The sequence below is a fragment of the Streptomyces sp. NPDC049541 genome (genome assembly GCF_044465725.1).
Classification (GTDB): Bacteria; Actinomycetota; Actinomycetes; order Streptomycetales; family Streptomycetaceae; genus Streptomyces.
The window spans coordinates 553167-574081 of the sequence record NZ_JBITLY010000007.1 but is presented as its reverse complement, the minus strand read 5'-3'; the positions used below and the strand labels follow the sequence as shown (position 1 = coordinate 574081).

Sequence of the window (20915 nt, the reverse complement as noted above, 5' to 3'; positions counted from 1 at the left end):
GGGTGAAGCCCCTCAGGCACGAGGACTTCTGCGGACCCCGGCACGTCCTACCAGACGTGAAGCAGATCAACGACGCGCATGCCGCGGAGCCGGGGGGGGGGGGGGGGGGGGGGGGGGGGGGCGCCGCCCGCCCCCCCCCCCCCCCCCCCCCCCCCCCCCCCCCGCGGCGTCAGCTTGCGGCGGGGACCGGATCGCGGGTGGGTGCGGGCGTCTCCTTCGTGCCGGGCTCGGCGGTCGCCGCAGCAGGAGCGGGGGCGGGGGCGTACGGGATTTCGCCGCGCAGGACGGCCTTGGCCCGGGCCTCGTCGAGCTCGCCCTCCCAGTGGGCGACGGCCAGGGTGGCGACGCCGTTGCCGACCAGGCTGGTCAGGGCGCGGGCTTCGGACATGAACCGGTCGATGCCGAAGATCAGCGCCAGGGCGGCGACCGGCACGTGCGGGACGGCGCTGAGAGTGGCGGCCAGGGCGATGAAGCCGGAGCCGGTGACGCCTGCGGCGCCCTTGGAGGTGAGCAGCATGACGGCGAGCATGGTCAGCTGCTGGGTGAGGCTGAGGTCGATGCCGAGGGCCTGGGCGAGGAAGACCGAGCCCATGGTCAGGTAGATGGCGGTGCCGTCGAGGTTGAAGGAGTACCCGGCGGGCAGCGTGATGCCGACGACCGGTTTCGAGGCGCCCGCGTGCTGGAGCTTGGCCATCATGCGCGGCAGGACGGGCTCGGTGGAGGAGGTGCCCAGGACGATCAGCAGCTCCTCCTTGATGTAGCGCAGGAAGGGCAGCAGCCGCAGTCCGTTCAGGCGCATCACGGTCCCGAGGACCACCAGGACGAAGAACAGCGCGGTCAGCCAGAACGAGCCGACCAGCAGGGCGAGATGGCGCAGGGTGCCCAGCCCGTAGTTGCCGATGGTGAAGGCCATGGAGCCGAAAGCGCCGATGGGGGCGAGCCGCATGATCCAGCGGATGAGCGTGAACAGGACCGTGGAGAACTTCTCGATGCCCCGGGCGATGCCCAGGCCGGCCTCCCCGCTGGCGTGCAGACCGAAGCCGAAGAGCACCGACACCAGCAGTACCGGCAGGATTTCGTTGCCGGTCAGGGCGCCGACCAGGGTGGCCGGGATGATGGCGAGGACGAACTCGGCGAAGCCCTCGTGGGCCGTGGTCGCCTCCGGCGGCAGTCCCTTGGTGGACAGGGTCGAGACATCGATGTGCAGACCGCTGCCCGGCTTGACGACGTTGACGACGACCAGGCCGATCACCATGGCGACGGTGGTCAGCACCTCGAAGTAGACCAGGGCCTTCAGGCTCACGCGGCCGACGGCGCGGGCGTTGCCCATGGAGGCGATGCCGTGGACGACCGTGCAGAAGATGATCGGCGCGATGAGCATCTTCACCAGCGCGATGAAGCCGTCCCCGAGCGGCTTGAGGTCGGCGCCGAAGGAGGGCCACAGCCCGCCCACGGCGGCGCCGAGGAGAACGCCGATCAGGCACTGGACGTAGAGGTGGGACAACGTGCGGCGGGCGCGGCCAGGTGGTGCGGTGACGGTACCCGGGGCGGCGTCGTTGCGGCTCATGCGGGGCGTCCTTCCAGGACGGGAACGAGGAGTTCGGCTCGGGCGATACGCCGGGCGGCGCGGTGCAGCAGCACCGTGGGGGACGCGCCGTCCGGTGCGGGGACGGCTCGGGTGGTGACCACGCCGGCGGGGGTGCCCAGGCGCAGCGTGCCGTCGGCGGTCTGCCGGGCGACGCGGTGGGCGAGGGTGCCGGGGGTGGCGGCGGCCGTGGCCAGGGCCACGGCGGAGGTCAGGCCGATCGCCGGGTGCGGCGCGTGCATGGACACCATGCGTACGGCCAGGTCGTACTCGTCCTGGTTGACGAGTGTGCCCTGGGTGGTGCGGTAGGGGGCGGGTCGGGCGACGATGCCCACCTTCGGCACCGCGTGGCTGATGGGATCGCCCTCTTGGGCCAGGCCCATGGCCAGCGCTGCCTGGCGGCGCAGCAGGGTCAGTGCGGGCACTGCGGTGGCGAACTCGGTGAGGGGTTCCGTGCCGTCGAGGCCGAACGCCTTGGCCTCGAACAGCGCGGCCGGAGCGCCGGCGTCCACCAGGGATGCCTCGACGGGGCCGTCCGGGCCGGTCAGTTCGTCCAGTGCCCGGCCGGTCGGCAGAGCGCGTCCGGTCGTCGAGCCCGCCGGGTCCTCGAACCCGAGCAGGACCGGTACACCGCGCGCCGAGGTCCCCGGCACCACGGCCGCCCCCTGCTCCGGGGCCACGCCCGCCGGGGTGGGGATGGTGCCGGTGAGGCGGGCCCCGGTGTTGACGTTGAGCATGCGGACGGTGGTGGTGTCCGACGCGATCGGCACGAGATCGTGGTGGACGGCGTACAGGGCCACTGCGGTGGCGCAGTTGCCGCAGTTGCTGGCCCACTCCACGCGCTCGTCGCCGATCCCGACCTGTGCGAAGGCGTACTCGATGTCCACGCCGGGCAGGCTCGACGGCTGTACGACCGCGGCCTTCGAGGTGGTGGAGGAGGCGCCGCCCACGCCGTCGATCTGACGGGGGTCCGCCGCGTTGAAGGCGGCGAGCAGCACGGCGTCGACGTCCACACCCGTGGCGACCACGTCGCGGTGGTCGAAGATCCAGCACTTGCTGGTTCCTCCGCGGATCATCTCGCCCTGCAGACGCAGCACAACCGACTCCTCACAGACGTGGAAAGGGAAGTCCACCGACGGCCTCGCCGTGCGTGGTGTCCTCCACGGTGGGTTACGTCAGCGTGAAGTACAATCTCGGAAATCTGCATGGCTATTAAGCTGAAGTAAACGCTGGAGGTGGCGACGTGCTCGACGTCCGGCGCATCCTGCTGTTCACGGAGGTCGCCCGGCGCGGCTCGGTGACCGCGACGGCCCGCGCCCTCAACTACACCCCGTCAGCGGTGTCGCAGCAGATCAGCCGCCTGGAGACGGAGGCGGGCCAGCCGCTGCTTGAACGGCACGCCCGCGGCGTCACCCTCACAGACGCCGGACGGGCGCTGGCCGAACGGGGCCACCGGATCGAACGCGAGCTGCGGGCCGCGGAGAACGAACTCGCCGACTACGCAGGACTGCGCGCGGGCACGCTGCGCATCGGCACCTTCCCCACCGTCGGCGCGTCGCTCCTCCCGCAGGCCGTGATCGCCTTCCGGGACGCCCACCCCGACGTACGGCTGACCGTCCGCAGCGCCCGTATCGCCGGACTCCGGACCATGCTGGAGAACCGGGAGATCGAAATGTCGCTGATGTGGGACTACGACTGGAGCCGAATCGACCGGGAGGACATCGTCGTCACCCCACTCCTCGACGACCCGCCGGCCCTTCTCGTCAGCGACCACCATCCGCTCGCCGGCCGTGCCGCCGCCTCACTGGCCGACTTCGCGGACGACCCCTGGATCACCCGCGCCGAGCATCACCCGGTGGCCGAGGCCCTCGTCCGCGGCTGCCGCGCCGTCGGCTTCGAGCCCCACATCGCCTACGAGGCCCACGACTACCAGGAAGCCCAGGCCATGGTCGCCGCCGGCATCGGCGTCGCCCTCGCCCCCACCCTGGCCCTGGAGGGCACCCGCCCCGGCGTCACCGTCCTGCCCCTCCAGCCACCGGCCCCCATCCGCCGCATCCTCCTGGTCCGCATGGCCGACCACTCCCCCACCCCCGCCGCCCTGACCTTCACCGCACTCCTCCGCGACGCCGCCGCGGCCCGGACCCTGTGACACCGAACAGCGCCCGCCAAATTCAACGACGCCGAGAATTCCTCTCAGACGCCCCAACCATAGGCGTCGTTTGTCGAGAGCTCCCGCCAGAACGTCGGCTCGATCTGCGCTGACACCCCTGCGGCTTCGAACATCGGCCTGATCTCGGGTCCCTGCTCCTGGAAAAACGACTCGAAGCTCTGCCGGTCGGGCCACTCGTCGAGCACCATCAAGCTGCCGCCGTCCTCGGAACCGTAGAAGCGGTGCGCAATGAGGCCATGCCGCTTCGCGGCTTCGAGGACGGCCTCCATCTTCTCCGTGTTGGCTGAGGCGTACTGCTCCATCCCCTTCGGATCACCGGCGACCACCAAAGTCAGGATCACAGACATGACTTCTCCTACTCTTCACTCGCACACTCGGCACCGGGATTTTTACAGCAAATAATCGCCAATTCCGTCAAACACACCGGACACTCCGAACAGACCACGCGCCACGACCCGGGGGGCCTAATCCGCAGCAGCGGCGCCCGCGGCGGCCACCGAGAGCGCCTCGGCTGTCGCCGCGTCGGCGGGCAGGAACGCCTCGAGCTTCAGCTCGGCAAGGGTTACGTCGACGGCTGTGGCAAAGGTGGTCACGGTCGTGATCAGGTGCAGCTCACCGTACGAAGACTGCAGATGGAGCGGGACTGCGAAACCGAGGAGCCCGGCGGACGGATCGAGTTGAGGAACATATTCGGCGAGTTCGGCACGCAACTCCTCCAGGTGGCCGAGGCGCGCCAGGATGTGGCGTGCCCATTCGGCTAGATTACGGATGCGGGGAGCGAGGCCGTCGGGATGCAGCGCGAGGCGGTAAATGTTCGTGCCCGGGCCGACCAGCTCGGGGCTCGCCCCCTCGGTGATCCGGTCGAATGCGGAATTCGCGGCGATCAGGTCACCGCTGCGGTCCACCACCAGCGCCGGATACGGCAGATGCCCGCGCAGGATGTGATCGATCGCCGTGCGCACGGGAGCCAGCGCCGGGTCGTCGAGCGTGCTCTCGGGGTAGGCGGGCGCATACCCGGCGGCAAGCAACAGCTCGTTGCGCTCCCGCAGGGGCAGTTCCAGCGACTCCGCCAGACGTACGACCATTTTCCGGCCGGGGACGGACCTGCCGGATTCGATGAAGCTGAGATGGCGCTGCGTGGTGCCCGCCCGGAGCGCCAGCTCGAGTTGGCTGAGATGCCGGCCGGTACGACGTTCGCGAAGCGCACGGGGGAAGTCCACGGGCCTGTTCTAACGGTGGCGCCGGTTCCCTGGCCATTCCCCGCAGGGAATTGTGGCCTCTCGCACCGGTCGCCGACGATCGCCGGCATGGACATCGGCGTACTGCTTCCGACCGGAACCGCCCAGTGGGGCCCGGCCGACGACCCCCGCGAGCTCGTCGCCTTCGGCCGCCAGGCCGAACGCCTGGGATTCTCCTCGCTCTTCGTCAACGACTCCTTGATCAGCCCGCGCATCGAGGCGCTCACGATGCTGGCCGCGCTCGCCCCGACGACCGACACCGTGACGCTGGGTACGGCTGCACTGTTGCCGTTCCTGCGGCGGCCGATCCAGGCCGCGCAGTCGCTCGGCTCGATCGACGTGTTGTCCGGTGGCCGGCTCACCGTGACCGTCGGTGCCGGCTTCCCCGGCCGCTTCGGACAGCCCCTCTACACGCTGTCCGAGCTGCCATGGGAAAGGCGCTTCGCCCGCCTGGACGAGACCGTCGCGCTGTGGCGGGCCCTGTGGGACGGCGCAGACTCCTTCCATGGCGAGATCCTCCGGTTCGACGACATCCCGCCGACGACCAGGCCGTCCCAGGCCGGTGGCCCGCCGATCTGGCTCGGCGGCGCAGCACCCGCAGCACTGTCCCGCACCGGACGGATGTACGACGGCTGGCTGCCCTACCCGCCCGATCCCGCCGACTACGCCTCCGGTCTTCGCCATGTCCACCAGGCGGCAGCCGACGCCGGGCGCGCCGCCGAGGACATCACCCCCGCACTGTTCGTCTCCGTACGGTTGGACGACGACACCGAGCGGGGCCGTCGAGCACTGGACGCCTACGCACGAGCCACCTACGGCATGCCGCTGACTGAGCTGGAGAGGATCCAGACCGTCGTGGCCGGCTCCGCCCACCACGTGGTCGAGAGCCTGGGGCTGTACGCCGCCGCCGGTGCCCGGCACATCGTCGTACGACTCGGCGCCCTGGACCTGCACTCCCAGCGCGACCAACTCGAACGGCTCGCAGACCTGATCCCCGCCGTCCAGAAGACAGCGGACCACGCCACTGCCCCGGAGGCCTCCTGAGCCTGGCCGGACCTACGACGCCCTTCACCGCTGGAAAACTCGTCGAAAAGGTCTCCCCGCCGCAGCCCGGGATGGCCCCTTTCCGGCCCTTGACGGGGGGTTGAGCGGACGCAGAGTCGAGGCCTGGGGTGGGGTGGTTGATGGTGTCCCCCGGGGCGGCCAGCAACCCGTTCCCGTCGTCGACACAAATCGCCTGACCTGGTCTCTTCTGATCCTCGCTCCTACGATCGACGTCGGTCGAAAGGGGGCCGGATGGACCGGACCGTACGCACCGTCGAGGACGTTCTCGCGCTCCTGGACGGGTTCTTCGCATCTGATTCCGAGGCCGACCGCCTGACGACGGGCGACGGCAAGGGCTTCTGGGACCGCTTCTATGCCGACCGCTCAAGGCCGGTCCCGTTCTTCGTGTCCAAACCGGACGAGAACCTGGCCACCCACCTCGACCAGGGCCTGATCACTCCCGGCCGGGCCCTGGACCTGGGATGCGGGCCGGGCCGCAATGCCCTGTACCTCGCCTCGCGCGGCTTCGTGGTGGACGCCGTCGACCTCTCCCCTGTGGCCGTCGCCTGGGGTGAGGACCGGGCTCACAGGGCGGGAGTCGACGTCCGCTTCCTGTGCGGCGACGCCTTCGCGCTCCCCACCGCCGAGTTGAGTGGCCCATACGACCTGGTCGTCGACTCGGGGTGCTTCCACCACCTACCGCCGCACCGCCGCGTCAGCTACCTGGCCCTCCTCGACCGCGTCCTCGCACCGGGCGGCCACCTCGCACTCACCAGCTTCGCCGCCGGCGAGGCGGGCATGGGCTCGGAACTCACCGACGCGGACCTCTACCGTGAACGCCAGTTGCAGGGCGGCCTCGCCTACACGCCCGAGTCGCTGCGCTGGATCTTTTCTGACCTGGTGGAGGTGGAACTGCGCCGCATGCGGGAGCAACCGCCCGAGTCCGCACTGTTCGGCGTCACATTCCTGTGGACCGCGTTGTTCCGTCGGGGTACGGCTGCCTGAGGCGACGTTTGCACTGTTGACGACCGCGAGTAGACACGCGTCCACGCCGGGGTCCGAAGGCGAACTCGTCCTCGGACCCCGGGTTCTTACCCGTGTGGTTTCAGAGCATGATGAGCAGACGTGTCTTCGGCTTGAGTTTCCGGTTCACCGAACGGCTCTGCACGTATACCTCCAGCTTGGGGTTGTTCCCCGCCTTCACGGAGACGGTCCCCTGGATACCCGTGCCGAACAGCAGGGTGCGCGCCGCGTCGCCCGTGTAGGCACGGTCGGTGTCCTTGTCGACCACGATGACTTCTTTGTTCAGCTGAACTTGTGCGCGGGCGCCCAACTGGTAGTAACACGAACCCCGTTCGTACGTCACGCCTGGGTGGGAGTTGACGAAGGGACGGATCTCGACCTCCTGGTCCACCTTCAGCAGCCGGTATTTGTTCGCCGGAATCGGTTCGAGGTTCGCCCGGACCTCGTCCAGTGATATGTCCTGCCCCACGGCGAACAGGTTCTTGGTGCCGCGCACGCCTTGCTCTCGCCCCCGCAGGAAGCTGGTCGCGGCAGCGCGCACGGTGCCGATCGCCTCCTCGACGCCCTTCTGGGAATCCGCATCCCAGATGGCGATGTTCCCGGCCGGAAAACCGTAGTTCTGGGCGGTCCGCTTGGCCAGGGAGTTCGGAACGAGGATCGCCGACGTCCAGTGACCCGGGAGCCCGCCCATCTTCGCCGTGATTTTGTCGAGCCAGGGGCCGAGGATGGTCATGTCGCCGTCGTGCCGCCTGTCGCCCCCCGATGCGTTCTCCTCGCCGTCCGTCACCACGATCTGGAGGAAGCTGTGTTCGCCGTATTCCTCCCAGATATGACCTAGGTCGTCCAGGGACTTGAGCGAAGCCTCAATGAGGGCCGTCGCGCCATTGTTGACCCGGTACAGACCCCGCATGGACGGCAGATGCTTCACGTCCATGTCCCAGACCAGGTTCTCCACCTTGTGGTCGAAGGAGTAGAGGCTGATCCTGGTTTCATGGCCCAGGCTGTCTGATTCGGCCTTCAGTCCCGCCACGAACTCGTCCACGACACGGATGAGTTGACTTTCATGCGGACGCATGGAACCCGAACAGTCCACCACCAGCGCGACATGGTTCACCTTGTGCTGGATCTTGTTTGCGGACATGCTTCTGCTCCCCCTCCGAGCTGCCCCGAATGATGCTTTCACTCTATGGGGAGGCACTGACAACGGCCCTTCACGCAGACCGGGGCTCCCGGCCCTGTCGTACCGCAACGCCTTGGTGGACCACCCGAACTGATGGAGCATCAGCTCGGCCTTGGGGACCCCGTCCCGACCGTTCCGTGGCCGCGTTCCCTCACCAGTCCTCAACTCCGGCCATGCCTACGGATTTCATGGCACCACTGCCATCGCAACCGTGTGCTCCCGCCCCATTGTGTTGCGTCTTGCGTGGCTCTACTGTTCGACTTTGCCTGAGTCTGTTTGATGCTGATCGCTCAGGCGGTATGGAGGCCGCAGTGCGAAGTGATCGGTTCGGTTCGGAGGCCGCGAGACCCCGTCGCGGCAGGTGGTGGAGGGCAGTCCTTGCGACAGCCGCGACCATCGCCCTGGCGGCGGGCATGACCGCACCCGCGGCGGCGCAGGACAGGGGCGGTCAGGCCCCCGCCGCGTCTGCCGCAAGTCCACCGACGCACACGGTGAAGCTCGACGGCTATTCCTTCCTCGTCGACGGCAAGCGCACCTATCTGTGGTCCGGCGAGTTCCACTACTTCCGGCTCCCGAGTCCTGACCTGTGGCGGGACATCTTCCAGAAGATGAAGGCCGCCGGCTTCAACTCCACCTCGCTGTACTTCGACTGGGGATACCACTCGCCGAAGCCGGGTGTGTACGACTTCAGCGGGGTACGTGACGTCGACAAGCTGCTCGACATGGCGCAGGACGCCGGGCTCTATGTCATCGCCCGCCCGGCGCCGTACATCAACGCGGAGGTCGACAGCGGCGGTCTGCCCGGCTGGATGACCACCAAGGCCGGTCACAACCGCAGTGACGACCCGCAGTTCCTGAAGTACGCGGACGAGTGGCTGACGCAGATCGACCGGATCATCGCCCGGCACCAGCTGACCAACGGCACCGGGTCGGTGATCGCCTACCAGGTCGAGAACGAGTACTACAACGGCTCGGCGGCCGGCCGCTCCTATATGCAGCACCTGGAGGACAAGGCCCGCGCCGACGGCATCACCGTACCGCTGACCGGCAACAACAACGGCACCTTCAACTCCGGTGCGGGAGCCCTGGACGTCGACGGCCCGGACTCGTACCCGCAGGGATTCAACTGCTCGAATCCCTCGAAGTGGAACGGCGTCCCCGACATCAGTTACGACCACCCGGACGGCAAGCCGCTGTACTCGCCCGAGTTCCAGGGCGGCGCCTTCGACCCCTGGGGCGGGCCGGGCTACGACAAGTGCGCCCAGCTGATCAACGACCAGTTCGCCAACGTGTTCTACAAGCAGAACATAGCCGTCGGCGCGACCGCCCAGAGCTTCTACATGACCTACGGCGGCACCAACTGGGGCTGGCTGGGCATGCCGGAGAACTACACGTCCTACGACTACGGCGCCGCGATCCGCGAGAACCGTCAGCTCGATCCGAAGTACTACGAGGACAAGCTCATCGGGTACTTCACGCAGTCGGTCGCCCCGCTCACCAAGACCGAGGCGATCAGGACCACACCACCGGACGACTCCGCGGTCGTCGACACGGCCCGGATGAACCCCGACACCAAGACGCAGTTCCACGTCCTGCGGCACGGCAACTCCACCTCCACGGCGGTGGACAAGACCCACATCTCGCTGGACTTCAACGCCCAGCCGTCCGCGGACACCACCTACACCTGGGACGACCCCGACCCCGCGCTGCAGTACAGCGGTTCCTGGTCGCACGTGGCCGACACGAGCTACACCGGGGGCGACTACAAGCACACCGAGTCGTTCTCCAACAAGGCCGGTGACTCGCTCACCGTCCCCTTCGACGGCACCGCGATCCGCTGGATCGGCTCGAAGACCGACAACCACGGCAACGCCGACGTCTACCTCGACGGCACCAAGGTGGCCACGGTCGACGACTCCGGCGGCGAGAACCAGGCGGTCATCTTCCAGAAGACCGGTCTGACGGCCGGGTCGCACACGCTGAAGATCGTCGTCGCCGGGACCCACAGCTCGGGATCCACGGACAACTACGTGGCCGTCGACGCCATCGACGTCCCGACGGGTGCCGCCGCCGAGGAGCCGACCTACCCGGTCGTGCCCCAGCAGCCGGGCACCGCGATCACCCTCGACGGACGCGACTCCCACGTGATCACCGCCAACTACCGCCTCGGCGACGCGCAGTTGCAGTACTCGACCTCGGAGATCATGACCAGCGCCGCCATCGGGAACCGGGATGTGGCCGTGCTCTACGGCGACCCGGGCAGCGACGGAGAGACCGTGCTGCGCTACTCCTCCGAGCCCACCGTGACCACCAGCGGCGGCACGGTCACCACCACCTGGGACAAGGACACCGGTGACCTGCGGCTGAACTACACGCACAAGGGTCTGCTCCGCATCAGCATCAGCGGCGGCGGAAAGCCCCCGCTCCTGCTGCTCGTCGGCGACAAGGCCACCGCCAACACCTTCTGGCGTCAGGACACGGCGAGCGGCCCGGTGCTCGTCCGCGGCACCCACCTGCTGCGCACGGCGACCAGCCTGGACGGCGGCCGCACCGTTGCACTGACCGGCGACAACGCCGACGACAAGAACATCGAGGTGTTCACCTCCGCCGACCAGGTCACCTGGAACGGCAGGACCCTGAAGACCCGGGCCACCGACACGGACAGCCTCACCGGGACGATCCCCGTGGCCGCCCCGGTGCACCTCCCGGCCCTAACGACCTGGAAGCACGCCGACGAGTCCCCCGAAGCGGCCCCCGCCTTCGACGACACCAGCTGGCAGGTCGCCGACAAGACCACCACCAACAGCGTCTCCGGCGTCAACTCGCTGCCGGTGCTCTACGCCGACGACTACGGCTTCCACACCGGAAACACCTGGTACCGCGGCCGCTTCCGCGCCACCGGCAAGGAGACCGGCATCCACCTGGTCTCGGACTCCGGAGGAGACGCACAGGCCTTCTCCGCCTGGCTCAACGGCACCTTCCTGGGCAGCTCCACCACAGGCAGCGCCGACTTCACCTTCCCGGCCGGCTCGGTCAAGGAGAAGGGTGACAACGTCCTCTCCGTGCTCACCGTGAACATGGGACACGAGGAGGACTACAACTCGACCAACGGCAACAAGACCGCACGCGGACTGACCAGCGCCTCCCTCGTCGGGGCGCCGCTGACCTCCGTCACCTGGAGGCTGCAGGGCGTACGCGGCGGCGAGGACCTCCAGGACACCGTGCGCGGCCCGCTGTCGACGGGCGGCCTGTACGGCGAACGCGCCGGCTGGTCCCTGCCCGGCTACCCGGACGACAAGTGGAACCGGGTGTCCCTGCCGACGACCGACACCCGTCCGGGAGTCTCCTGGTACCGGACCGACGCGACACTGGACCTGCCGCGCGGCCAGGACACCTCGCTCGGGCTGACGTTCACCGACGACCCGTCCCGCAAGTACCGCGCGACGATCTTCGTGAACGGCTGGCAGGTCGGCAACTACGTCAACTACCTCGGCCCCCAGCACACCTTCCCGGTCCCCAACGGGATCCTCAACCCGAACGGCCGCAACAGCATCGCGATCGCCGTGTGGAACCTGGACGGCAGCACCGGCGGGCTGGGCAAGGTCTCACTCACCGATTACGGCAGCTACGCCTCGTCCCTGCGTGTGGCGCAGAACGACAGCCCCCGCTACGACCACAAGAAGTACGCGATGCCCGCTCGTCCGGGGGCTGACGTCGCCCTGGACGTACCGGACACGGCTCAGCCGGGCCAGGCCTTCACGGCCGAGGCCACGGTACGGGTGCCGGAGGACCGGCCGTCCGCCTCCCAGGTGACGGCCTCGCTCTCCGCCCCCGACGGCTGGAGCGTCGGCGCCCCGAGCCCCACTTCGGTCAAGCGCGTACAGCCCGGCGGATCGGCCACCTTCACCTGGAAGGTCCAGCCGCCGACCGGGACACTGCCGTCCGCCTCGGCGCTCACGGCGACGGTGCACTACCGGCAGAGCGGACGGCAGGCCGTGGGCGGTGACGAGCGCATCGTCGGCGGAATCCCGCCCGCCCCGCCGGCCGGCACGAGCGCGGTCAGCGACCTGCCGTTCCTGTCGTCCACCAACGGCTGGGGCCCGGTGGAGCGCGACAGCAGCGTCGGCGAACAGGCGGCCGGGGACGGCCGTCCGATCACCATCAACCAGGTCCGCTACAGCAAGGGCCTGGGCACCAACTCCGTCAGCGACGTCCAGCTCTATCTCGCCGGAAACTGCTCCCGGTTGACGGCGGACGTCGGCGTCGACGACGAGACAGGAGGTGCGGGAACGGTCACGTTCTCCGTGATCGCCGACGGCAAGACCCTGGTGACCACGCCGACGATCCACGGCAAACAGGCCGCGGTGCCGATCGACGTCGACGTCAGCGGCGCCCAGGTGGTCGACCTCAAGGTCGGCGACGCCGGTGACGGAAACGGCAACGACCACGGCGACTGGGCGACGCCGACACTGACGTGCGGTTGACACAGGGGCCGCTTCCCGGGCGGACGCCCGGGAAGCGGCCCCTGATTCATCACTGCCGCCAGAGCCTTTACTGGCCGAAGCCGTAGGCGAACAGGTGGTCGGTGCCCGTCGAACCCGTCACCGGCAGCGTGATCGACGCGACCTGCTTGGACGCGTCCAGCGGGACCTTCGTGGCGAAGACGTAGGTCTTCACGCTGTCCCGGCCTCCGCTCGCGGTATTGCGGTACGACGTCGTGACGGCCGTGGTGTCGCCCTCGATGGGCTTGCCGGCCCCGCCGTTCAGTGTCCAGTCCGAGAAGCCGACCGTCGCCTTCGAGGTGGTGCCGTCGGTGTAGGTGACGGTCACCGTGCCCGAGATGCCGTCGCTCGGCGCGTTGGTCGCCGCGCCGAGCAGGCCCAGCGACGCACCCGAGGTACCGGCAGGCATGGGGATGGTCTGGCCGGCCATCTCCAGGTTGTCCAGCTGACCGGATGTCACGGTCGGCCAGGTGTAGGAGACGCCGTCGACGGTGAGGGTCGAGCCGCTCGTGACACCCGCCGCTGACAGCGCGTTCTGCGAGTAGGCCCAGCCGTCGTTGTCGAAGCCGCCCGAGAAGGTGGCGCCGTCGGGATAGATGCCCTCATTGGTGTGGTACGGCCACAGGGCGCCGGCCTTGGCCACGGCCACGCGCAGGCTTGCGCCGCTCAGCGTCGCGCCGGAGCCGTGGTCGGTCAGCGCAAAGGTGACCGGATAGGTTCCCTCGCTCGTGCCTGCCGTCACATGGACCTTCGCCTCGGCGCTGCCCGACGCCGGCACGGTCAGCGATCCGGACGAGGTGTCCAAGGTGACGGCGGAGGGAGCCGTGGCCTTCCAGTCGACCGTGACGGCCTTGCTGCCGAGGTTGGTCAGGTCGAGGGTGCCGTCACCGGACGCGCCCGGCTGGAGCACCAGGCCGTCGCTGGAGGGGCCGGTCGCGGCCAGCACCCGGTTGCCGCCCGTGGTGTCCGAGGGCGGTGCCGCCGAGGGGTCGGACGCCCAGGAGGTGTTGGGCTGGGTGCCGAGCGTGAAGTCGATGCTGCCCGCGCCCTTGAACTGCCCGTACGTCAGCCAGGAGGTCTTCCACTCCTTGCCCTTGACGTTGAGGGACTGCACGTACGGCGCGTCGGGCGCGGCCTGCGGTGCGTTGATCCGCACCGTCCTGCCGCCGGCCAGGGTCGCCTGAGCCACCTGGAACGCGGGGCTGCCGAGCGCCAGGGTGTCCGTACCCGGAGTCTCGGGGTACATGCCGAGTTCGGACCAGACGTACCAGGAGCTCATCGCGCCGAGGTCGTCGTTGCCGAAGGAGCCGACCGGGGCGTTGAAGTACAGCTTCTGCTGGGCTTCGCGGACGGCCGCCTGGGTCTTCCACGGCTGGCCCGTGTAGTCGTACTCCCAGGGGATCTCCACGCTGGGCTCGTTGCTCAGGTCGGCGTCGGTGTTGCCGGGGCTGGTGATGTTGTCGAGGAGGCTGTCCAGGAAGGACGCGTACGCCTTGGCTCCACCACGAGCCTGGATCAGCTGCTGCAGGTTGAACGGGACCATGGGGGTGTACTGGGCGGAGGTGCCCTCGACGAACCCGTTGGAGGTACCGGGGGTGAATCCGCCCGCGAACTGGCCGTCCTTGTTCTTGGCCTGCAGATGGCCGGTCTGCGGGTTGAAGACGTTCATCCAGTCCTGGGCCCGGGTGGCGAACTTCTCGTACACGTCCGTCTTGCCCAACGACTTCGCGAACGCGGCCAGCGCGTAGTCGGCCGAGTCGTACTCCAGTTGAGTGGAGACCGGGCCGTAGAAGTTGCAGCAACCGTAGTCGTTCTCGTCCAGCGGGAGATAGCCCTTCGCGTCCCGTACGGCCTCGCCCGGGCGGTTGTTGTTGGGGACGGTGGCCTCGTGCTGGAGAGCGGCCAGCGCCTTGTCCGCGTCGAAGTTCGTCGCGCCGAAGGCGTACGCGCCGGCGATGATGCCGGCGGCCGGGTCGCCGACCATCACATAGCTCTCGCCGTTGTTCGAGGCCCACTTGGGCAGCAGGCCGGTCTGGTCGTAGCCGTTGAGCATCGAGGTGACGACATCACTCGCGACCTTGGGCTCCACCATCGCCATCAGCTGGGTCTGGGAGCGGTAGGTGTCCCAGCCCGAGTAGTTGGCGTACTGGGCCCTCTGGCCCTTGGCCAGTCTGTGGACCTGGTTGTCCATGCCCATGTACTGGCCGTTGGCGTCGGAGAAGACGTTCGGGTGCAGCAGCGCATGGTAGAGCGCGGTGTAGAACTGCGTCTGCTGGTCGGAGGTGCCGCCGCCGATCTGGAGCTTGTTGAGCACCGCGTTCCAGGCCTGGTGGTTGGCCTGTTCGACGGCGTCGAGGTTCCATGTGTTGATCTCGGTGGCGAGGTTGTCCGCCGCGTTGGCGTCGTTCGTGTACGAGATGCCGACCTTCGCGCTCACCGTGGGGTCGGCGGAGGTGTCGAAGGTCAGGTACATGCCGTTCGCGCCCGTGGTGGGGGGCTGGGCCGCGCGGGTCGTGGCCGACGACCGGGGCGCGGTACTGGCGCTCGGTGCCGGGGAGGAAGTGCCGGAGGCGTTGGCGCTGCTCCCGTGGATCGTGGGGGCCGGCTTCGCCGGGACGGTGAAGTGCTTCTCCTTCAGCGGTGCCGACGGGGAGGCCTGCGGGGTCTGCCGGACCTTGCCCGCCTTCAGTGACCTCGCGTCGGGGTTGATGGTGGTGCCGACCCAGGTGCCGCTCTCGGTGAAGGACCGGTCGAACTTGATGTCGAAGTGCAGCGTGTACCTGTTCTTCGCGCCGCAGAAGTGGCCGCTGTCGATCGCGCCGCTGATCTCGCGGTCGTTCACCACCTGGACCCGGGTGCCGTCCACCTGTGTGGCACCGCCGCTGAGCTTGAACAGCAGGTTCGCCTGCCGACCCGCCGGGAAGGTGAAGCGGCCGAGGCCTGCACGGGTGGTGTCGGTCAGCTCCGTCTTGACACCGTTCGCGTCGGTGACCTTGTAGGAGCCGATGGCCGCCTTCTCGTCGCTGTGGCTGAAGCCGACGGACGTGTCGCCGAGGCTGCCGGACAGCGCGCCGGTCACCGGCAGGATGGGCAGGTCGCCCGCTACGGGGCAGCCGGGGCCCGAAACGTGGGTGAGGCTGAAGCCTGAGATCCTGTTGTCGTTGTACTCGTAGCCGCCACCGTCGGGACGGTGGGGCGTCGTGTCGGGGCCCCACTGCACCATGCCCGCCGGCATGTCGGGACCGGGGAAGGTGTCCACGGCACCGGAGGTGCCGATGAGCGGGTTGACGAGGGACGCGGGATCCTTCACGAAGGGCGGCGTCGCCGTGCTCGCGGCATCGGCGCTGCCCACTGCCGAGAGCGGCAGGGCGGCCATGCCCAGCACACAGACTGCCGCCAGGCGCTGACGGCGTCTCTTTCGATCACGTGGCGCAGCTGAACGTCGGGGTCTCACCATCGGTTGCCTCCGCAGCGGTTCGTGCTTCGCACATCAGGTGCCGGCGCTCGGCGAACGGCGCAGCGCCGACGGCAGACAACGTTGTCGGAAGCTTTCTGCGGCGACCTGACAACGTTGCCATCCACGAGTGTCGAGTGAAACGCCTGAGCTGATGGGATGTCAACGAGGCCAACCGGACTTTCTGAGGGAGGAGTTCACTGACGGTCGCACCCGCCGGGGCCGGGGTCGCGTCGCGGCCGAGCCGGACGCGCCGACATGCTCGCTGGCAGGGGAGGCAGGATTTGAACCTGCGACATCCGGTTTTGGAGACCGGCGCTCTGGCCAGCTGAGCTACGCCCCTTTGATGGAGGAGAGCCTGGCATGAACAGCAGGTCCGCGGCCAATGGTTTTCCGCTGACTGCCTTGCGCACAAAGGCATTTCATGGCCCCTCCGGGACACCTGTACGGTCCGTTCATGGAGTGGAATTTTCTGACGGCCGAAGAACTCTCCGCTGCCCTGCGCGCCGGTGAAGTGACTTCGGTGGAGCTGACCGACGAGGCGATCGCCCGTATCGAGCGGGACGACAAGGCGGTCAACGCGATCTGTGTGCCGGACTTCGACCGTGCGCGGACCGCCGCGCACGACGCGGACCAGGCCCGCGCCCGCGGCGAGGACCGGCCGCTGCTCGGCATTCCGGTCACGGTCAAGGAGTCCTACAACGTCGCCGGACTGCCCACGACCTGGGGCATACCGCCGCACCGGAACTATCTGCCGGCCGAGGACGCGGTGCAGGTGTCGCGGCTCAAGGCCGCAGGAGCGGTGGTGCTCGGCAAGACCAATGTGCCCTTGCTGTTGCAGGATGTGCAGAGCTTCAACGAGATCTACGGCACCACCAACAACCCGTGGGATCACGGCCGAACCCCGGGTGGGTCCTCCGGTGGATCAGCGGCGGCCCTCGCCTGCGGATTCGGCGCGCTGTCCATCGGCTCCGACATCGGCGGTTCACTGCGCACCCCGGCACATTTCTGCGGTGTGTACGCCCACAAGCCGACCGTGGGGCTGGCGGCGACCCGCGGTATGGTCCCGCCGCCCGCGCCGGCGTTGCCCGCCGAGCCCGACCTCGCCGTCGTCGGTCCGATGGCGCGCAGCGCCCGCGACCTCGCGCTGCTGCTCGACGTCATGGCCGGACCTGACCCGCTGACGCTCGGTGTGGCGCACGAGTTGCGGCTGCCGCCCGCGCGCCACGAGCAGCTCCGCGACTTCCGGGTTCTGGTTCTCGACGAGCATCCGCTCATCCCGACCGGGTCCGCTGTGCGGGCGGGCGTGGGGCGGGTGGCCGACGCTCTTGCCGACGCCGGCGCCCGCGTCGAACGGCACAGTCCGCTGCTGCCCAGCCTCACCGAAGCTGCCGAAATCTACACGCAGCTGCTGTTTTCGAACTCCGCCGCACGTTTTTCCGTCGACACGTACGAGCAGCTGCGAACCCATGCCGCCGGACTGAGCGCGGAGGACCGGAGTCTTGGCGCGGCGCGGCTGCGCGGCACGGTGCTCAGCCACCGCGACTGGATGGAGGCGAACCACCGCCGTGAACTGCACCGCCACGGCTGGCGGCAGGTCTTCGCCGAGTTCGACGCCGTGGTGTGTCCCGTCACGCCCACTCCGGCGTTCCCGCACGACCACAATCCCGATCTGATGAGTCGTCGGCTCGACATCGACGGCGTCGAGTACCCGTACTTGGACCAGCTCGTGTGGGCCGGTCTGGCCACCATGCCCGGACTGCCCGCCACCGCCGTACCGACGGGCCGGTCCGCCGAGGGTCTGCCGGTGGGCGTGCAGCTGATCGGCCCGATGTTCGAGGACCGCACCCCGCTGCGGCTGGCCGAACTGCTCGAGCCGAAGCTCGGCGGTTTCCAGGCGCCGGAGCACTCCGAAAGCTCGTAGTCATGGAGCGCGACGCCTGACGCCCCCGGTGGGGGTGTCAGGCGAGGCCGAACCAGCCGAGCACTGTCTGCATCAGAAGGATGGTGGACATGGCGCCGACACCGACGACCACGGCGGTGGCCGCGATGCGGTAGCGGGGGCCGTTGGCGGCTGGGCCGAGGACGGAGCGGCGGTTGGTCAGCACCAGGAGGTACACCAGGACGATGGGGCTGATCAGGCCCTGGAGGACCTGGGTGCCGATGAGGAGTTGAATGACGTCGACCGGTGTCATGGCGACCGTGGCGCCGAGCACGATCTGGGCGGTGAACAGCCCCAGGAACAGCGGGGCGTCGCGGAAGCTGCGGGAGACGGAGCGTTCCACACCGGCGGCCTCGCCTATGGCGTAGCTGGCGGAGAGGGGGACCACGGCTCCGGCCAGGGCGGAGGCGCCGATCAGTCCGAGGGCGAAGAGGAGTTCCGCGTTCTGGCCGGCGACCGGTTTGAGGGCCTCGGCTGCCTGGGCGGCGGAGTTCAGCGGACCGGTTCCGCCGATGGCCGAGGCGGTGGCGATGATGATGGTCAGGCTGATGATGCAGGCGAAGACGGCGCCGAGGATCGCGTCGGCGCGGATGAGGGGGTAGTCGGCGGGCTTGGCACCCCGGTCGACGACGCCTGCGGCGGCGTAGAACTGCATGTACGGGCTGACCGTCGTACCGATCAGCGCGACCGCCAGCAGGATGAAGTCCTTGCTCGGCTCGACGTGCGGGACCACCAGGTGGTGGCCCACGGCGCCCCAGTCGGGGTGGCCGAGGATCATCGCGACCGGGTAGGCGAAGAACGCCAGCGACATGATCAGGAAGATGCGTTCGGCCCAGTGGTAGGAGCCGAACAGCACGAGGGCCCACAGGAGGATCGCGGCGGGTGGGATGACCGCCCATTTGGGGACGCCGAGGAGTTCGAACGCTGCGCCGATCCCCGCGAACTCACTGACCACCAGGCCGGTGTTGGCCAGCAGCAGACAGAACACGGCGAGTGCGCTCAGACGGAGGCTGAACTGCTCGCGGATCAGGGCACCGAGGCCCTTGCCGGTGTGGGCGCCGAGGCGTACGGCCATCTCCTGCACCATGACCAGGGCGATGGTGACCAGCACCATGAAGAACAGGGTGCCGTAGGTGAACTGGGCGCCCGCGGAGGCGTAGGTGGCGATGCCGGCGGCGTCGTTGCCGGCGTTCGCGGCGACCAGGCCGGGGCCGGCGATCGCCGCGACCAGGGTGATGCGCCGCCAGCCGGCGCGGCGCGTGGGGGTTTCCGGGGTGGCGGGGGTGGTGTCGAGGTCGCGGGTCACTGCAGGAACCTCCGGAAGTGCAGGCGCCCGCGTTCGGGCAGCAGGGCGTCGAGCAGGTCGTCGGCCAGGATCCGGCCGAGCGGGCGGTCGCCGTCGTCGACCACCAGGAGGGAGGAGGCGCGGGCCGCGACCAGCTGGTCGGCGGCGTCGGACAGCGGGGTGTCCGCCTGCACGGTGACGGGCGGGCCGAACTGGGCCCGCCAGGTCACCAGGTCGGCGACCGGGGCCGTGTCCTCGGCCACCGCCAGGTCGAAGAGGGGGATGTCGCACACGACCCGGCCCTCGTCGTCGACGACGGCGACGGCGTCGACCTCGGTGCGGTGCTCGACCTGTTCGGCCAGGAGTGCCCGTATGTCGGCGACGGTCGCGTCGCGGCGGGCGGTGACCAGCAGGGTGGTCATGGCGCCGCCCGCGGTGCCCTCACGGTGGGTCAGCAGCCTCCGCAGCTCGGCCGCCTCCCCCTTCGGCATACGGGTCAGCAGCGCCTCGCGTTCCTCGCCGGTGAGGTCGCGCAGGGCGTCGGCGGCCTCGTCCGGCTCCATCTCGTCCACCAGCCGGGCGGCGTATTCCGGTTTGGCCTCGCGCAGCAGGTTCTCCAGTTCGGCCGGTTCCATCTCCTCCAGTGCGTCGGCTGCCTGCTCCGGTTCCAGCCAGCCGAGCAGCTGCTGGCGTTCGGCGCGGCCGAGGTCTTCGAGGATGTCGGCCAGATCTGCCGGGCGCAGCCGGCGCAGTGCGGTCCTGGAGGCGCGCAGCCGCACCTCGGGCGGCCCCTCGGTGGCCTGTTCGGCGAAGGGGGCCACCGCCTGCCAGTCCAGCACCCGCTCCGGGGTCGGCCTCGCCTGCCAGCGGCGGGGGCCGAGCCGGCGCAGCAGCGTGGGCAGCGAGACGTCGACCCCGACCAGGACGACCTGGTCGACCAGGGGCGCGAGATACAGGTCGGCGGCGCGGGTGACCTGGACCCCGTCCACGTCGACCAGTTGGTGGTCGAGGACGTCCTTGGCCAGCAGCACCTCGCCCGGGCGGCGGGCGAAGTCACGCAGGTCGACCCGCGCGGTGCGCAGCCGTACCTGTCCCGCATGGAACTTGCCGACGGCGTCGGCCGGCAGGAAGGTCCGCCGCCGGCCGATGCGCAGGATCAGCCCGGTGACGGGCGGGTAGGGCTCGGGCCCGTACAGCCGTGCGACGACGTCGACGACGCGCCCGACCTCCTCGCCGGACTGGTTGGTGACCGGACCTCCGACGAGCCCCGCGAGCGACACCAGTGACGTACGGACCGCCTTGGACGCGGTGGCACGGCGTTCCAGAGTGACCCGCCGGTCGCGCAGGCGGGCCGAGGTGGACATGAGCAGAGTGTGGGCAGCCAAGACGAACACCCCCTTGCCCCACCGTGGCGGGGCACCGGGCAGCCCTGGGCAGCACGCGCCCTCCCGAACCGTCGGCACACAGCACGACGACGGCACGCCGGCGCCCG

13 protein-coding genes and 1 tRNA gene are annotated in these 20915 nt (G+C 69.3%); 5 read left to right on the top strand and 9 right to left on the bottom strand.

All coding sequences use genetic code 11. The features are described 5' to 3' along the window. Positions 1-169: 169 nt before the first annotated feature. Positions 170-1567: a C4-dicarboxylate transporter DctA gene (dctA, locus tag ACIBW9_RS28145; RefSeq protein WP_398959653.1), complete on the bottom strand. Its 1398-nt coding sequence runs from the start codon at positions 1565-1567 to the stop codon at positions 170-172. Then, positions 1564-2682 carry a PrpF domain-containing protein gene (locus tag ACIBW9_RS28140; RefSeq protein WP_398959651.1) on the bottom strand — a complete coding sequence of 373 codons (1119 nt, stop codon included), beginning with the start codon at positions 2680-2682 and terminating at the stop codon, positions 1564-1566. Before ACIBW9_RS28140 ends, dctA begins: the two co-directional genes overlap by 4 nt. Positions 2683-2828: 146 nt before the next feature. Here ACIBW9_RS28140 and ACIBW9_RS28135 point away from each other — a divergent pair, with 146 nt between their 5' ends. Then, positions 2829-3734 (top strand): LysR family transcriptional regulator, encoded by a 906-nt coding sequence (locus tag ACIBW9_RS28135; protein WP_398959649.1) that lies wholly within the window; start codon positions 2829-2831, stop codon positions 3732-3734. 44 nt (positions 3735-3778) lie between these two features. Here the strand turns inward: ACIBW9_RS28135 and ACIBW9_RS28130 are convergent, their stop codons facing one another. Together ACIBW9_RS28130 and ACIBW9_RS28125 are read right to left on the bottom strand one after the other, a co-directional pair. Continuing rightward, complete coding sequence (locus tag ACIBW9_RS28130) at positions 3779-4102, bottom strand: hypothetical protein (protein ID WP_398959647.1); 324 nt, start codon at positions 4100-4102, stop codon at positions 3779-3781. A gap of 117 nt (positions 4103-4219) precedes the next feature. Further along, a complete protein-coding gene (locus tag ACIBW9_RS28125; protein ID WP_398959645.1) occupies positions 4220-4975 on the bottom strand; it encodes a helix-turn-helix domain-containing protein in 756 nt (251 codons plus the stop codon). A gap of 87 nt (positions 4976-5062) precedes the next feature. On the opposite strand from ACIBW9_RS28125, the gene ACIBW9_RS28120 reads away from it, so the two are divergent. Then, complete coding sequence (locus ACIBW9_RS28120; RefSeq protein WP_398959643.1) at positions 5063-6037, top strand: LLM class flavin-dependent oxidoreductase; 975 nt, start codon at positions 5063-5065, stop codon at positions 6035-6037. 252 nt (positions 6038-6289) lie between these two features. Continuing rightward, positions 6290-7042 carry a class I SAM-dependent methyltransferase gene (locus tag ACIBW9_RS28115; RefSeq protein WP_398959641.1) on the top strand — a complete coding sequence of 251 codons (753 nt, stop codon included), beginning with the start codon at positions 6290-6292 and terminating at the stop codon, positions 7040-7042. Between the two features lie 100 nt (positions 7043-7142). Here the strand turns inward: ACIBW9_RS28115 and ACIBW9_RS28110 are convergent, their stop codons facing one another. Beyond that, the gene (locus tag ACIBW9_RS28110) at positions 7143-8201 is read right to left on the bottom strand and encodes a VWA domain-containing protein (protein WP_398959639.1); all 1059 of its coding nucleotides are present in this window, start codon (positions 8199-8201) and stop codon (positions 7143-7145) included. A 452-nt stretch (positions 8202-8653) separates the two neighbouring features. On the opposite strand from ACIBW9_RS28110, the gene ACIBW9_RS28105 reads away from it, so the two are divergent. After that, complete coding sequence (locus ACIBW9_RS28105) at positions 8654-12724, top strand: beta-galactosidase (RefSeq protein ID WP_398959637.1); 4071 nt, start codon at positions 8654-8656, stop codon at positions 12722-12724. 67 nt (positions 12725-12791) lie between these two features. Here ACIBW9_RS28105 and ACIBW9_RS28100 read toward each other — a convergent pair whose 3' ends face one another. Both ACIBW9_RS28100 and ACIBW9_RS28095 read right to left on the bottom strand, forming a co-directional pair. After that, a complete protein-coding gene (locus ACIBW9_RS28100) occupies positions 12792-16118 on the bottom strand; it encodes a lectin (protein WP_398959635.1) in 3327 nt (1108 codons plus the stop codon). A gap of 344 nt (positions 16119-16462) precedes the next feature. Beyond that, positions 16463-16539 (bottom strand) — tRNA-Trp (locus ACIBW9_RS28095). A 114-nt stretch (positions 16540-16653) separates the two neighbouring features. On the opposite strand from ACIBW9_RS28095, the gene ACIBW9_RS28090 reads away from it, so the two are divergent. Next, the gene (locus ACIBW9_RS28090; protein WP_398959633.1) at positions 16654-18120 is read left to right on the top strand and encodes an amidase; all 1467 of its coding nucleotides are present in this window, start codon (positions 16654-16656) and stop codon (positions 18118-18120) included. 37 nt (positions 18121-18157) lie between these two features. On the opposite strand, the gene ACIBW9_RS28085 is transcribed toward ACIBW9_RS28090, so the two are convergent. After that, on the bottom strand, positions 18158-19444 hold the full coding sequence (locus ACIBW9_RS28085; protein WP_398959631.1) for an NRAMP family divalent metal transporter: 1287 nt from the start codon (positions 19442-19444) through the stop codon (positions 18158-18160). Continuing rightward, positions 19441-20787, bottom strand: coding sequence for a magnesium transporter MgtE N-terminal domain-containing protein (locus tag ACIBW9_RS28080; RefSeq protein ID WP_398959629.1), 1347 nt, complete (start codon positions 20785-20787; stop codon positions 19441-19443). The genes ACIBW9_RS28085 and ACIBW9_RS28080 overlap by 4 nt, the downstream gene beginning before the upstream one ends. Between the last annotated feature and the right edge of the window lie 128 nt (positions 20788-20915).